A 16,049-nucleotide genomic window follows, 5' to 3' on the forward strand; every position below is an offset into this window, starting at 1 on the left:
ACTACAATATTTTTTCAGAACTTCCTGTTTTTATTTGCTCGAATATCCACCGAAATCCCTTGTTTACGAATTTACAGCACCTATTTTACGAATTTGTATCCCCTTTATAGCCCACTATTGCCGTATTTTGCGAATCGAAATCACACAACGGCGGTCATTTTCTTAGTTAACTGAATAATAATTAAAAATCAAAATGCTTATGAGAAAATTGGTTTACAAAAAAATCCTTTATTTTTTGTTACTTGCAGCTTCTTTGTTGCAGTACGGCTGTAAAGAGGAAGAGCAGAACATTGCGCTCGAAAGTTTTACGTTAAATACGTCGGATATATTGATAGGTATTGATGAAATACAGTCTGTTGTAGCTGTTGCGTCTCCAGACGATATGACGGATAAGCTGAGATGGGAATCGGCTAATCCTGAGATAGCGCAGGTGCAATCCAATGAACAGGGATTGGTATCGGGCATTATCGGGCTGAAGGTGGGAACCACTACCGTAACCGCCTCTACTGCGGACGGAAAAGTGAAACAGTCGCTTCCGGTCAGGGTGATTGTGAAAGTGACGGGAATAAGGTTGTCGCCTGAGGTTCCCATAGCTCCGGGGAAAATACGGTATGATGTTCTTTTCACACCGGCGGACGCGTCTATTCAGGATTTGACCTGGACTTCGAGCGACCCCGAAGTAGCCAGTGTCGATAATGGCGTGGTGACAGCGCTCTCGCGAGGTTCTTCCATCATAACAGCCACTACGGTGGAAGGTGGACGAAGCGCGTCCGTCGAAGTATTTGTAAGCGGCAATCCGCCGGTGTTCGGCAAAGAATATTGTACGATAACAGGTTATGGCGACTATTGCCCGGATGAAGTACGCACCGAGGGAGCTGCGCAAAATCTGTCACACGTGAATACTGCCGTACCGACTAATAATTATAAGTACTATCCCGAAGACCGCCTTGTCGTGAAGAGAGGCAGTGACTTTACCCTTCATCTGGTACAATCGAACAACTGGTCATGCAGTGCTGTGTGGATAGACTGGAACGGTGACAGGAATTTCACGAATGACGGAGAACGTATTGCAGTGTTCGGCGAGTTTGAAGGAACAAACGATGGGCCGTATAGCATATCCGTGCATGTTCCGGCAGATGCATCACTTGGTGTGGTACGTATGCGTGCGGCTACTGTGGACTCATGGGGTGTCGACCTTTCTGTTTTCGAACCGTGCGGCAGCGTGAGATTTGGTACCGTCAAGGACTTTGACGTGGAGATTACGGACTAAACTAATAATCGGATAATATGAAAGATATGAAGAAAATAGTATTATTAATCATGCTTGGGCTGATTGTTTCTTTTTCGGCCTTTGCACAGCAGACATTAAAAGGTACGATACGGTCGAAAGCCGATAAGCAGCCGCTTCCGGGGGTATCTGTTGCAATAAAAGGGACGCTGACAGGCGGAATCACCGATTTGGACGGTAACTTCTCTATCCATGTGAAGTCCGGAGATATACTTGTAGCCAGCTTTATAGGCTATAAGACACAGGAGATACCGGTGGGTAGCCGGACGAATATGGATATTTTGCTGGAAGAAGATGTCGCTTTGCTGGATGAGGTGGTCGTTGTGGGCTATGGTATCCAGAAAAAAAGTGATATTACCGGTTCGGTAAGTTCCGTCAAATCGGAAAACATACGGAACGCAGCCTTCACGCGTACCGATGAGGCGCTTCAGGGGCAAATAGCCGGAGTGCAGGTAGTCAATAATGATGCCTCTCCCAATTCCAGTATCTCCATCCGGATTCGTGGGGTAAATTCAATCAATGCCGCAAGTGACCCGCTGGTTATCATCGATGGAATGCAGGGCGGCTCGATGTCGAACGTGCACCCCAATGATATCGAGTCTATTGAGATTCTGAAAGATGCCTCAGCCACTGCCATTTATGGCTCGCGGGGAGCTGGTGGGGTTATTCTGATTACGACTAAAAAGGGCGGCAGCCAAAAGCCGGTTATCACTTACAATGTATTCGGCGCCCTTCAGCAAGTACGCAAAAAGCTGGATATAATGAACGCTTCGGAATATGCGCAATATATTAATACGAACAGGGAAGCGAGAAAACTGCCTGCCGTATTTGACGACGTGTCTGTTTTTGAAAATAACAGCACCGACTGGCAGGATGAGATATTCAGAACCGGGATGACGCAGAATCATCATCTTAGTATCAGCGGGAAGTCGGGGATTATCTCTTATAATATTGCGGGAGATTACCTGGGAGCCAAGGGAATTGTCATCAACTCGAAATTCCAGAAAATGTCGCTGCGCTCGAATCTCTCTATCGACCTGAACAAAAGAATCAAACTGAACCTGAATACTTTCTTTTCTTCGTCTAAAGATAATCCGACGGTTCAGAATGCGCGGGATGCTTACGGAAGCCCTATCTATGCCGCTCTGAACTTTGCGCCGACAAGACCCGTGTATGAGAGTGACGGCACTTATTCGCAGCCGGGAGGTGGTTACGGCTCGAATACGGAATATAATCCGGTGGCGCTTGCCAATGAACAGACGAATGTATATCGCCAGAAAATGAATATCATTAATCCTGAAATCGTCGTCCAGTTATTCAAAGACCTCAAATTCCAGTCGTCCGTCTCCTGGCAGATGACAGACGGGGAGAGTGACTGGTATTACACCGAAAAAGTGATTAATGGAGACGAATCGACACGCACAGCCAGCATAAGTAATGATAAGTGGATGCAATTCCAGAATACGAATATGCTGACCTACGACCATACCTTTGCAGGCAAACACCATCTGATTGCCACTGCGGTTCTGGAACAGCAATTATCTAAATCGACTTCCAGCTATGCTTCTTCCAAAGGCTTCTTCACGAACGAGAAATTATATAATAACCTGGGACTCGGAAATGAAACCATTCAGCCCGGTTCTTACAGGGCCGACCAGACGCTCTTATCCTATATGGGACGAATCAGTTATACGTATTCCGACCGTTACTCGGCTACGGTGACAATGCGTGCAGACGGTTCGTCGGTATTTGCGAAGAACAATAAATGGGGGTATTTCCCTTCCGCCGGACTGGCATGGAATATTTCAAACGAGGAATTCTTGAAAAATGTCTCCGTCATAGATAATCTGAAGTTGAGATTGAGTTACGGAGTGGTCGGCAATCAGGCTATTTCCCCTTATCAGTCATTGGACTTGTTGGTGACAGGTTCTAAAGCGGCTTATGCATTTGACGGTGAGAAACTTCACCAAGGCGTTTCATTGTCTACTTTGGCGGGAAATCCGAATTTGAAATGGGAAACTACCAAACAGTGGAATGCAGGTATCGACCTTTCCTTATTTAAGGGCAGGCTCAACCTCACTGCCGATGCCTACCGGAAGATAACTTCGGACTTGTTGTTTGAAAAACAACTGAAAATGGCTTCCGGACAAGCCACTCAACTGGTGAACGCCGGAAAATCCGCAATCAGGGAATAGAGTTGGTTGTGGGCGGAACACCTGTACGGACGAAGAACTTCGAGTGGACTACCAACCTGACTTATGCCGCCAACCGTAGTGAAGTGCTGGCACTCAATGAAGGAGTGGACGAAATGATTCTTGGAGGAGCCGGTATGCCCGGATTCTCGGATGCAGTCCGCTTGGAAGTGGGGCAGCCTATCGGTCTGGTAAAAGGTTTCAGGTATGACGGAGTATGGAAAAGCGATGAGAAGATTCTGGCAGGTGCGTATGGAGTCACTCCCGGCTCTCCGAAATATTTCGACAAGGATAATAACGGAGTGATAGATAGTGAGGATATGGTGACAATTGCTAAAACACTGCCGGACTTCACGTATAGCTGGAGTAATAGCTTCCGTTATAAAGACCTGTTCCTGAATGTACTGATTGTCGGGGTGCAGGGAAATGATATCGTGAACCTTGGAAAGTTTATGTTGGAGGGAGGCGCGGACGGAGTCGGCAGAAACCTTCTGAACCGCTGGACGCCTGAAAATGAAAATACGAACGTTGCGGGGCACGATGTACTTGGAAATCAGCGGAACTCCAGCCAGTGGGTAGAGAACGGATCGTATCTCCGGGTGAAAAACATCACTTTCGGCTATAATCTACCTTCCAAATTCCTGAAGAAATTCAAGATAAACGCAGTGAAAGTATATGTGACCGGGACGAACCTGTTGACTTTCACCAGCTATTCGGGATTTGACCCCGAAGCCAATAATGCTTCCAGCATTGCTTCCGGCAATAACTCGGGACCGTTTACCGGATTTGACATGGCTTCCTATCCTTCGCAGAAACAGTATGCAATCGGTCTGGATATTACTTTCTGATAGTGTTGGCAAAAAGAATTAAAGAATGATAATCAAAAAGATATACATTATGAAACTTATAAAAAACATTGCACGACTTTCCCTGTTGTGCCTGACAATGCCCTTGATCGTTTCGTGCGTGGATTTGGACGAGAATCCGCCGTCAGACTTGTCGCCACAAAACTTTTATACCTCGGAAAGCGAGTATAACGCCGCCTTGACGGGTATTATCAAAGCCCTTTACTCCGACTGGTCGGGATTTGATTATGGATATGACCTCATCCTGGCGTCCGGGGCAGAGGATATTCGTTCCGACGCAGACCTGTTTAAAAATTTCGACCGGTTGGTTCCCAACGACCGTGAACTTGTCATTCACGATTTCTGGATGAAATGCTATCAGGCGGTTTCCAATGCCAATACGTTGATTAGCAAACTTCAGAATGCCAGAGACGTTCCGGCGGAAAAACTGGATGCGCTTGAAGGACAGGCAAGGTTCCTGCGTGCTTTCACCTATTTTTATCTGGTTCGCTTTTTCGGTTCTGTGCAGGTGACGACTTATGAGAATCAGAATAATATTGAAACCGTAAGACAGTCGAGTGTAGCCGAAGTGTATGACGCCATTCTTGAAGACCTGTCGATAGCTGAAGTCAAACTGCCTCTTTCATTTGCGGAAAAAGGCAGACCGACAAGGGGAGCGGCAAAGACTCTAATGGCTAAAGTGTATTTGACCATGACCGGCTGGCCATTGAATGATAAGTCTTATTACGTGTTGGCCAGAGACAAGGCTGCGGAAGTGATGGATGAAAAGTATGGATATGACCTGGAAGAAGATTTCGCCGATTTGTGGAAACAGGCTAATAAGCTGAAGTCAAAAGAGTTTATTTTCACTTTCTACGGTTCGGTTGCAGAAGACGGAGTGGCTGGAAGCCACATGGATTTGGCTACAAGATACTTTGGTAACGGCGAAGGCGGATGGGGAGACTATTTCAGTGAAACCCGCTTCTTCGACGCTTTTCCCGAAGGTCCCCGAAAAGATGCCACTTTCACTTCCGTATTTGCCGACGGTACGACTTTTACGGAAGCGGGTGTCGAACCTTTTATAGCCAAATATCGTGACGGTGGTCGCCGGGTGAGTACTTCCAGTGAAGGTTTCCGTCCGATGTTGCGTTTCGCCGATGTTTTGTTGATTTATGCGGAAGCGGCTAACTATGTGAATAATGGTCCGGATCAGGCAGCGTTGGATGCATTCGACAGGGTATATAGCCGGGGACGGGGTGAAAGTTCCCCATATACACTCCGGACATCCCAAAATGAATTTGACAGGGCAGTCCTGGAGGAAAGGGCATGGGAGTTTGCTTGCGAAGGGGACAGGTGGCATGACCTTGTCAGAAGAGAAATGGTAGTCACGGCCAATGCGGAACGCTTGCCGAATGTGAAAGAAACTGCCCGGTTGCTGCCCAAACCGGGTACGGAAATAATCCCGGGTATTCTCGACCAGAATGAGTATTAATCAAAGTTATTGAATAGATGAAAAATAGTATTAGTTTAAGTATATATGCGCTTTGTATGTCCGCTGCTCTATGTGGCTGCGGACAGGCGCAGTCAGGAGGAACAGTCCGTAATCAGGTAATGGACCCTGTCACCGAAATTCCCGAATGGTTGAAAGTGACGGTGGAGTCGGCCTTGCCCTCGGATTCATTGAATGTATGGATACCTACCGGGGAGCTTGCGACATCGTCATTGATACGGGTTCCCAGATTTCCTGCGCCCAAGCATGAGAATGACAAGCAGCCTTCGCCGTTTGATATCCTGCCTGTTGATTTTTCAGCCATTCATTCAATTACGGGCGTGCGTAACGAGCAGCAGTCTTTTCAACTCTCGGTTGCGGCGGTTCACGAACTCACCGGACTTTCTGTCAGGGTGGAAGATTTAATTTCGGAAAAGGGGGATACGCTGGATGCCGGTTGTGTGAAAGTCAGGTATGTCCGTTATGTACCTGTGGAGCGCGCCCGTAGCGAATATACGTGGACTGCCCGTCAGGAAGATGTCTATGGTCAGGAAGTGAGTGGGACAGGGGCGCCGGATGTCGTTGCCGACCCTTTGATGGAATTGTCGGTGGTGGATGTGCCTGCTTACAGGGCGCAGCCTGTCTGGTTCACGGTAGAAATACCGGAATCCGCCATTCCCGATATTTATCGTGGGAAGCTTGTGATCCATACGGATCAGTATCAGGAAGTAGCCCTTAATCTGGCTGTGAATGTGCTGGAACCAGTATTGCCGGCACCCGAAAATTATAGTTTCTTCCTGGATTTGTGGTTCAATCCCAATGCGGTAGCCGTGGAGAAGGGAGTGGAAGCATGGTCCGAAGAACACTGGAAGCTGATAGACCCATATCTGGAAGATTTAGCGTCAAGAGGGGCGAAAACCATCACGACCACTATCGTGCCTTATCCCTGGAAAGTAGACTGGCTGGCGGGCAGCCAGCGTCCGCAGACTTATATGGGCTATCCCGCCATGATTACCTGGCTATTGGACGGTTCGGGAAAATGGAGTTTTGATTATACGGTCTTCGACCGCTTTGTAGAGGCCTGTTTCAAGCATGGGATTGACCGGCGTATTGACGCGTTTTCGTTATCTCCTTTCAATCATAAGACGGATCGTCGCGAGATTGTTTACCGTCATAAGGAGACGAACGCTTCGGATACATTGTATTACGACCAGTTTGCTCCTGAATATAAAGAAGTATGGAAATCTTTCTTGCGCGACTTCGAAACTCATCTGACTTCAAAGGGCTGGCTAAGTAAAACTTATCTGAGCTTTGATGAAAGTCCGCATGAGGTGATCGAGTCGATTTTGGATATAGTGGGTGATAGCGCGCCTGTATTCCTGCAGCAATTTTCAATAGCAGGCAGGAAAGAGGCTTCTTCATTGGCAAAGTCATTTTCGCTGTTCTACTCCTTCTTGCCCGAAGAACTGACTGCGGGTGATGAAATCTCTACCTGGTTGCAGGAAAGGAAAAAAGACCCGAATAAGATTACGAACTTTTATTTGTGCGGCGACCCTGCGCATCCGAATACGTTGACCTATTCTCCTGCTATCGAGGCAAGGATGATACCTTGGCTGGCGGCGCATTACGGACTCGACGGATATCTGCGGTGGGCATATAACAGCTGGTCTGATAAGGAGCCGTACAACAAACCAGTTTTCAATTTTATTCAGGGGGATGATTATTATATTTATCCGGGAGAAAACGGCCCTGTCAGCTCCATTCGTTGGGAATTGCTGAAAGAAGGTATCGAAGACTTTGAATTGCTCAAGATAGTGGACTCGAAACAGAAAAAAGAAGCGATTGACATGGCTGTGAGAAACCGGGACGGACGGCAAAAAGCTGTTACGGATTTTGAGAATGCCAGGAAACTGCTTGTTCAATACTAAAATAACTGAAATGAAACAACATATGATATTAACTGCAATGTTCTGTTTGCTGCTCGCATTTCCGGGCTGCGGTGGTGACGAAAAAGATGCTCCGGACATAGGTGGAGGACAACCGCCTGTGGAAGCGCCTCAAAACATGAAAGGCTCTTTTGAAAGTAAATATAAGCGATATGCGCAGAGAGATAAACATGAGGGTCAGAGTTTTCCTGACAAGATTGTGACTCAATGGCGGGATACGGTCTGGAGAAACGAGCGTGTGCATACCCAACTTATTCTCTGGGCGGAAACGAATATGAAAGGGATAAGCTATCAGGTGAATGACTTGAAGTGCGGTGCACAGACGTTATCTTCTTCAAATATCCGTTTGCGATTCCCTACCTATGTATTGGGGGATACAAAAGCTTTGGATTGCGGTATGCAGACTTCACGCCAGTCGGCATACATTGCCGATGCGCTGTCGGAACAGCAGGTGACTCAAATTTCTTCAACCGACCCGACAAAGGTGTGGGTGACGATTGATGTCCCTAAGAATACCTCGCCCGGCTTATATGAAGGAAGCATTGACGTGAAACAGGAGGAAACAGGAGAAAAACTGTCTTTCAATATTCAGCTTCTTGTGACAGACCACACTTTGCCCGATGTCAAAGACTGGACGTATCACCTGGATATATGGCAGTTCCCTTTTCAGTTGGTTACTTTATGCGGGAAGAACGGCAACGAGGTAGAACCTTTTTCTCCGGCTTACGAATCTCTGATGTCTTCGTTCTATAAGATGCTGGCGGATGCCGGTCAAAAGGCTGTCACGACCTATATCAAAGACGGGGCGTTTTTGGGAGGGCAGACGATGGTCAACTGGAGCTTGAATGAGGATAATACGTGGAGCTTTGACTATGCCAATTTTGACAAGTTCGTGGAATTCATGTTCTCTTTAGGGATTAACAAGCAGATAGACTGTTTTTCTTTAGTAGGTTGGAACAACTCAATAGGGTATTTTGATAGAACGACTTTGAGTTACAAGACCAAAGAACTGCCGATAGGAACGGATGAATATAATGAAGTCTGGACAGCATTTCTCACCTCATTCCGTGCACATCTGACTGCTAAAGGCTGGTTTGATAAAACCGTTTTATTCCTTGATGAAGCGCGTGACGAAGAAACCCGGAAAGTGGTGAATCTTATCAGGCAAAATGGTTCGGATTGGAAAATAGGGCTGGCAGGAAGCCGTATTGCTGCCGATATTGAGGATGAGCTCTATGACTATTGTACGCTTCTGGGGTATGAGAGAGCTTCCACCAATCCGGTTTCAACTTTCTACACCAGTTGTTCGCAAATGTTTCCTAACAATTATGTATCCAAGGAGACATCTTCGGCAGAAATGGTCTGGATGTCATGGTATGCCGCGTCAAAAGGATTGAATGGTTATCTCCGGTGGGCTTTTGATTATTGGCAGAATCCTGACCCCCTGAATATACAGGATGGAACCAATACTGCCGGAGATTTCCATATGATATACCGTACGGATAACACGGCATCAAGCAAGGCGGTAGCCAGTATACGTTTTGAGATGCTTCGCGAAGGTATCCAGGATTATGAGAAAATTAAAATAGTATCTGCTCCGGCTTTGGATGCTGCGCTAAAGAGCGTAGATATAGCCAGTGGCCGGACAGCAGAAAAGACAATACTTAACACACAACATATCCTTAAACAAATCTCAGCAAATTGATGAAAAAATGCATTTGATATTTTGCAGCCGCTAGTGAATAGTGGCTGCAAAATTATTGTATTTTCAGATATACCACTGTCTTGCCACCGCCATATTTCCGGATAATTCCCTCTTCCTGATACTCTTTGAGTAATTCGATAGCCTTGTTCCGGCTGATTCCTGTTAATCTCATGAAATCGGAGCGGGTGATGCAACCTTGTTCGTTTATATGTTGTATCAATCGTGTACGGCATTCATTTTCGGTAAGATTATTATTAGACCGATAAGGTGATTCCATACGTTCCAGTTGTAAAGGCTCCAGACTTTCGCGGAACTTTTTGTTGATACGTAAGTTTACCTTATTTAAATGGATAGAAGGAGAACGGATTTCCTTTTTCTCCATTACCGGACGTTCACATTTCAGTGATAAGGAGAAATGTCCTAGTTCGCCTACTTCTACTGTCCAACCTTGGGAGAGCCAATGTTGCAGTTCATTCGTGACTGCTTGCAGACAGCCTTCTATGGTTGCCTCGCTGAACCCGTTTGCTTTTGATACCATTTCGACAAACTTCTTGGCGTCGATGGTTCCTGAGGGAATGACCCGCGCGTAAAGTGGTTGCTGTTCATCGTGTTTTTGCGGATTTCCGCTTGTGTATAAATCGTAATAGACGCTCATAGCTACATTTGTTCTTTTTTGTTCTATAAATAATTCTTCTTTCTTCATAGACTAATTCGTCCGCCTATAGTCATACGAAAATTCGCCTATAGGTAATCTTGCGTTTGCCTATAGGCGGACGAAAGGTTGCCTATAGCCGGACGGATTAGTTTATGCACTCAAAGTTATTACTTTTTTCGGAGAAAGAAACTGATTGGTGCATCAAACAAGAATATTATTCTTCAATCTTCCAGTCGCCTATGGTTCTTGTTGCACTGTCGAAGTTCACGCCTATCTTTATTATTTTCAAACTCCCTGTCTGATAAGGAATGGCATACCCCTTACTGTTAATCTGTGCCAACGCCTCTTCCGGTGTGCCGTCCACCTTGAATTCAAAGACGTAAATGGCATCTTGCATCTTGACGACTGCATCGGCTCTACCGATAGCTGTGTCTACTTCCACATCTATATATTGTCCCATCAAGCGGAAAAACAGATAGAAGATAGTCTGATAATGTTTCTCTTCTTTATTGTTTAGTTTGTTAGGGATGGAAGCGAAGAAAGATTTCATCCTTTCCAAGCATTCGTTCAATTTCCCGGCACGTAAGTCTTTGATAAACGATATGACATAGAATGTATTTTCGCGTGCAGGCAAATGTACATAGGCAGGCATGAGAGATTCGATAAACCCTTTCCTTACCTCTTTGTTGGGATATCCCAATGTATAGGCTTGAAAATTCGGGTCGTAACCTTTTATGGTGAGATAACCGCTCTGGTAGAGCACCGGAAGCGGGTCGGTAATTCTATTACTGGGGGCGTCAAACTGTTCCGCTGTGGCAGTAGTGGCATCCAAATCGCGTATATCAAAGTCGCTTTCTTGCAGAAGGTCTATCAGGAATGTAGGGGTTCCGGTTGAGAACCAGAAATTCTCATAACTCTTCTGAGTAAATGCATTGATTAAACTAAAAGGATTGTAAATGTCTGCGCAATTCTTACTGAAATGATAACCGTCATATTGTTGTTTTAAATGCGCGCAGGCTTCTTCATATGTTTCGCTGTTAGCCTGTGCTATCTGTTCGATATCAATTTGCATTTGAGAACGCAATTCTTCTTCTGTGATGCCGCAAATCGCACTATATTCATCCCACATACTGATATTTTGCAGATTATTCAGTTCGCTGAAAATACTCATTTGGCTGAATTTACTGATACCCGTTAAGAATAGGAAGCGTAAATATTGCCCTTGACTTTTGAGAGGGCTGAAAAAGTCCCGCATAATATTCCGGATTTCCGATTGAACTTCTTCGTTATTGTTGCTGTCCAGCATCGGTGAATCGTATTCGTCAATCAATATCACAACCCGCTTTCCTGTCTGTTCATAAGCACGGCGGATGACGCCACCGAAGCGAAGACTGAATGTTCCTTCATCTTCAGATTTTCCATAGACTTTTTCCCACAGGGCCAATTGATAATGAAGATATGCACATAAACTGCTGGCAACTACATATTTGCTTATACTGAAATCTATATGCAACACCGGATACACTGTCCATTCCTTTTCCAGAGTTTCCATTGCCAGCCCGGTGAACAATTCTTTCTTTCCCTGAAAATATGCCTCGAGTGTGGATACCAACAGACTTTTTCCAAAACGTCGGGGGCGGCTCAGAAAATAAGTCGTATTGGTATTCGCCAATTTATAAACTAAGGGCGTTTTATCTACATATACGTAATTGTCAGTACGCAACTGTTCGAAATTTTGTATTCCTATCGGGTATCTTCTGAAATTCATTTCCATGATATACGGCTGTTTTGTAAATGAAATATAGACAAAGATAAGCATTAAATGAGAATATGAATATATCAGCCTGTATTTTCTTTTACATGGAATGGATTTATTCAGGAGTTCCCCTTTTTATGAATGATTTTGGGTTTCTTGTCATCACTAACCCGAGCAAGGCAAAAACGACACCCGTTGTGATGATAAGTTGCTGTCCGTTATCTGCCATGCCACCCAATATGGCAATGCCGGCTCCGGAAGCGAAGATACCATAACCGATTACCCGTTTGCTGAAATTATTGCCCGCTTTCTCTGCCGATTCATTTTCTTTGATTTCTTTCAACTTCCGGGCATTGTTCTCCTTATTCCATATTAAGTAAGATTGATACCTTTCCGATTCCTTGTTCTTTGCTTTATAATATACCTCAAAAATAGCCAGGCATAGGATTGGGAAAGTAACTCCGAGAATCATTTCCTCGGCACGATTGAGGGAGAAGCCCATTGACGGAGTGATGAATTTGAATAAACCATTGACAGCCAGACTTAGTAAAGTGGTAGTGATATTAGAGACTGCGGTCTGCCTTTTAGAAAAGAGTGTCCAGACGATGGGCAGATATAAAGGGACACCTGTCAATGCCGCTAGGCTGATAACAACGTTGACGACTCCCCCCATTTTAGGAATGAGCATAGCTATCAATATGCTGAATACCCCGAAGAGAATAGTCGAAATCCTCGCAACGTACATAAGGGTACGGTCGGAACTTTTCGGTCTCAGGTTTCTGAATATATCATTGGTGATGACCCCTGAAGCAATGTTCAACTTTGAATTCAGCGCACTGGTGGTCGCGAAAATCATGCCGCCGATCATTAAGCCCAAAAGTCCGTTGGGAAGTACTTCCTTGCACATCATCAGATATGCGCCTTCTGCTTCAAGCAATGAGAGCGAAGGGTCATATACTCTGTAAACCATTGGCGGGAGCATCCATAACACCGGACTGATTATGTATAAAGCTCCGAACAGGTAACCTACTTTCCGGGAGTCCTTCTGCGTCTTGACACAGGTATATCGCTGTACGTATGCCCAGTTTCCACCCAGGAATATAGTGTTGTAGATACCGAATGCTATCAGGAAGCCGAACGTATATTCATCGTTCAGAAGATTATAGAATGTGTCGGGCACCTGCTCTATCAAGGCAGTGACTCCGTCGATTTTATCGAAAGATAAAGGAACCACGATGATAACCGCCGCTGTTAGGATGACGAACTGAAGTACGTCCGTCGAGATTACTGCCCATAATCCGCCTGCGGACACATACAAAATGCATAGCCCGCCTAATAATAAAATGCAGGTATTTAAAGGCAGTCCGGTGGAAACCTCTAATATTTTGGCTACCGGATAGAGGAAAGAAGCGGTAAGAAACACGGAGATAAACAAGAACAGGTAGGTATATATCTTCTGCGTCGACTTGCCCAGTCTCTTATGTATGTATTCTGCTGCTGTGAGTGCTCCCGTTTTATGCCATTTGGGTGCGATGAGTAACCCTACAATGAAACCGGCAACTGCCATTGTCCATTGGATAGTGATTGACACCCAGCCCATGGAATAAGCAATAGAACCCCATACGACGAATGTGCCGGCAGAGAAAAATCCCATAAACAGTGAGAGGCCGCTCATGTACCACGGCATGGTTCCGTTGGCGGCGAAGAAAGATTGCATACTTTTACCTTTTCTGGAGAAAGCCAGTCCGACTAAAACAACTCCAAGGGAAAATAGTACGATAGTAATGATGTCAAGAGTAGTCATATCAAATGATTTAGTTAACAAAACAGGCTTGAAAAACATCTAAGCCGGCAGCAAATATATTTTCGATTCTACAGATAAACAAGCAATTCGGAATATAAATCATCGGGAACGTTACCGCAAACGTTCCCGAAATTAAACTCTTGGAGTTTTAACCTTCCAATTACCGGAATTTGATTATATTCGGGAAATTTTTTAGAATGAGGAGCAGTTTATGAGTAAACCAAGAGTGACTATCAAGGATTTGGCCAGGGAATTGAAGATTTCGACTTCTACTGTTTCCAGAGCCTTGTGTGATAAATGGGATGTGAATCCTGAGACACGCAAAGCTGTTCTGGAGCTTGCGGAAAAGTGGAATTATAAGCCGAATCCGATTTCTCTGAGCCTGAAACAAAGCCAGTCCATGTTTATCGGAGTGATTGTCCCTGAATTTGTCAATTCTTTCTTCTCTGAAGTGATTATGGGCATTCAGAGTGTGCTGAATCCCGAAGGGTATCATGTGCTGATAATGCAGTCTAATGAATCGCATGAGAATGAATTGCGGAATATGAAGGCATTGGAAGCGCAGATGGTGGATGGCTTTCTGATTTCGGTTACTCAGGAATCGGAAAACACCAGTTACTTCTCTGATTTGATCCGGAATAATTTTCCGGTGGTTTTCTTCAACCGGATTTGTGCGGGGTTGAATGCCCCCCATGTGGTTATTGACGATTATAAGTGGGCTTTTGCTGCGGTCGAACACTTGATCCGGCAGGGGTGTAGCCGGATTGTCCATTTGGCAGGCTCTGAGGATTTGCTTATCGCGCAGAAACGCAAGAGTGGATATATGGATGCCTTGCGGAAGTATGGCTTGGCGGTTGATGAATCTTTGATTATCGACTGCGGAATAATGATGGAGAAAGGAATAATGGCGGCTCACCAGATTCTTGAAATGGAGAAAATGCCGGATGGAATCTTTGCGGTGAACGATCCGGTGGCGATAGGGGCGATGAAAACTCTTCAGAAAAACAGAATCAGAATACCGGAGGATATGGCGGTAGTCGGTTTTTCCGAATCGAAAGCGGCATTTATTGTGGAACCCAATCTGACTAGTGTGGAGCAGCCTACTTTTGAGATGGGGCGGAATGCCGCGCAATTATTACTGGAGCAAATCAAGCATAATATCAATAATGAAGATAAAATGCTTTCGAAGTCAATCATTCTGGATGCCAAACTGAATATCAGGGAATCTTCTCTTAGGAAGACGAGTTGAAACCTCGTTTTCTCGTATCGGATTATTTGCGGGACATAGTCTTTTCTATATTAAAGAGGTGTGTCTCGCTTTTCTTTATTTCTGCTTCTGAAAAAAAATAAAACTGTACTTTCCTTTGTTTATGGGCTTCTCAGGGCATCCGGCAAGAATGATTATACTTTTTTCTTTAAATTTATTTGGAGTTTAATAAATAATCGCTATGTTTGCAAAGTCTAGCAGACCAGAGTAGACCAGTTGCTAAGATTGAAAACTTAGATATACCATTTAAATTGTTAACGAGAAATTAAGTATTGCACCATGAAGAACGCAATTATTTCAAAAGCGAAGTGGTACATTAGATGCTGTAGTCTTGTGTATTTATCTGTTTCCTTTTCTTCTGTAGTATATTCGGCAGAGGATGTTTCAAAAATGAACAGTGTGGCGATTGCCCAACAGGCAAAAACGCGGACGGTAGTTGGCTCGGTGATTGATTTTGAAACAGGAGAGCCTATTATCGGGGCTTCTGTGGCGGTCGCTGGGAAAAGTGTGGGTACTATCAGTGACTTGGATGGGAATTTTTCTATCCGGGTAGATGGGGATAATATAAACTTGGAGATTTCTTTTATTGGATACGAAAAGCAGACAGTAACGGTAGCGGATGGAAAGAAGCTGACTGTCCGCTTGCGTGCCGTTTCAGAATTGCTGGATGAGGTAGTGATTACTGCATATGGTTCCGGCCCTCGTAAGGACTTGACGGGAGCTATCGCGAAGGCGAATGTGCAAGATATGCGCAAAGCGCCGGTTTTTAACTTTGAAGAAAGTCTTGCAGGGCGTGTGGCAGGTGTACAGGTTACTTCGTCCGACGGACAGCCGGGCAGTGACTTGCAGATTGTCATCCGTGGTAATAACTCGGTGACTCAGGATAATTCCCCATTATATGTAGTGGACGGCTTTCCGCTGGAAATGGCGGTGGGAAATATGCTGAACCCCGAAGAAATCGAATCTATTGAAATTTTGAAAGACGCGTCGGCTACGGCTATCTATGGTGCGAGAGGTGCGAATGGGGTAATTCTGGTGACTACAAAGAAAGGAAAGGTCAGTTCGCCTACCGTGACATACAGTGGCTGGGTAGGTGTACAGC

11 protein-coding genes are annotated in these 16,049 nt (G+C 45.1%); 8 read left to right on the top strand and 3 right to left on the bottom strand.

Annotation, left to right across the window (positions count from 1 at the left end; translation table 11 throughout):
* The first annotated feature begins 199 nt into the window (after positions 1–199).
* The 6 genes from AB5443_RS20185 to AB5443_RS20210 are packed head-to-tail and all read left to right on the top strand — an operon-like array spanning position 200 to position 9,465.
* A complete protein-coding gene (locus AB5443_RS20185) occupies positions 200–1,270 on the top strand; it encodes an Ig-like domain-containing protein (protein ID WP_277134888.1) in 1,071 nt (356 codons plus the stop codon).
* A gap of 26 nt (positions 1,271–1,296) precedes the next feature.
* On the top strand, positions 1,297–3,483 hold the full coding sequence (locus AB5443_RS20190; protein WP_277134889.1) for a SusC/RagA family TonB-linked outer membrane protein: 2,187 nt from the start codon (positions 1,297–1,299) through the stop codon (positions 3,481–3,483).
* 8 nt (positions 3,484–3,491) lie between these two features.
* On the top strand, positions 3,492–4,328 hold the full coding sequence (locus tag AB5443_RS20195) for a hypothetical protein (RefSeq protein WP_277134891.1): 837 nt from the start codon (positions 3,492–3,494) through the stop codon (positions 4,326–4,328).
* Positions 4,329–4,377: 49 nt separating this feature from the next.
* Positions 4,378–5,817: a RagB/SusD family nutrient uptake outer membrane protein gene (locus AB5443_RS20200; RefSeq protein WP_277134892.1), complete on the top strand. Its 1,440-nt coding sequence runs from the start codon at positions 4,378–4,380 to the stop codon at positions 5,815–5,817.
* 17 nt (positions 5,818–5,834) lie between these two features.
* On the top strand, positions 5,835–7,742 hold the full coding sequence (locus AB5443_RS20205) for a glycoside hydrolase domain-containing protein (protein WP_277134893.1): 1,908 nt from the start codon (positions 5,835–5,837) through the stop codon (positions 7,740–7,742).
* A 10-nt stretch (positions 7,743–7,752) separates the two neighbouring features.
* The gene (locus tag AB5443_RS20210; RefSeq protein WP_277134894.1) at positions 7,753–9,465 is read left to right on the top strand and encodes a glycoside hydrolase domain-containing protein; all 1,713 of its coding nucleotides are present in this window, start codon (positions 7,753–7,755) and stop codon (positions 9,463–9,465) included.
* Between the two features lie 52 nt (positions 9,466–9,517).
* Here AB5443_RS20210 and AB5443_RS20215 read toward each other — a convergent pair whose 3' ends face one another.
* The 3 genes from AB5443_RS20215 to AB5443_RS20225 all read right to left on the bottom strand — a co-directional run bounded on the left by AB5443_RS20215 (position 9,518) and on the right by AB5443_RS20225 (position 13,680).
* Positions 9,518–10,120, bottom strand: a complete 603-nt coding sequence (locus AB5443_RS20215; RefSeq protein WP_044654245.1) for a DNA-binding protein — start codon at positions 10,118–10,120, stop codon at positions 9,518–9,520.
* 214 nt (positions 10,121–10,334) lie between these two features.
* A complete protein-coding gene (locus AB5443_RS20220; protein WP_277134895.1) occupies positions 10,335–11,894 on the bottom strand; it encodes an ATP-binding protein in 1,560 nt (519 codons plus the stop codon).
* 97 nt (positions 11,895–11,991) lie between these two features.
* Positions 11,992–13,680: a sodium:solute symporter family protein gene (locus AB5443_RS20225; protein WP_277134897.1), complete on the bottom strand. Its 1,689-nt coding sequence runs from the start codon at positions 13,678–13,680 to the stop codon at positions 11,992–11,994.
* Between the two features lie 211 nt (positions 13,681–13,891).
* Here AB5443_RS20225 and AB5443_RS20230 point away from each other — a divergent pair, with 211 nt between their 5' ends.
* On the top strand, positions 13,892–14,929 hold the full coding sequence (locus AB5443_RS20230; RefSeq protein WP_277134898.1) for a LacI family DNA-binding transcriptional regulator: 1,038 nt from the start codon (positions 13,892–13,894) through the stop codon (positions 14,927–14,929).
* A gap of 297 nt (positions 14,930–15,226) precedes the next feature.
* A partial coding sequence (locus AB5443_RS20235) for a TonB-dependent receptor plug domain-containing protein (protein WP_368119630.1) occupies positions 15,227–16,049 on the top strand: 823 nt, incomplete at its 3' end.

It is taken from the genome of Bacteroides sp. RTP21281st1_H5_RTP21281_210402 (genome assembly GCF_040918965.1).
Lineage (GTDB): Bacteria > Bacteroidota > Bacteroidia > Bacteroidales > Bacteroidaceae > Bacteroides > Bacteroides congonensis.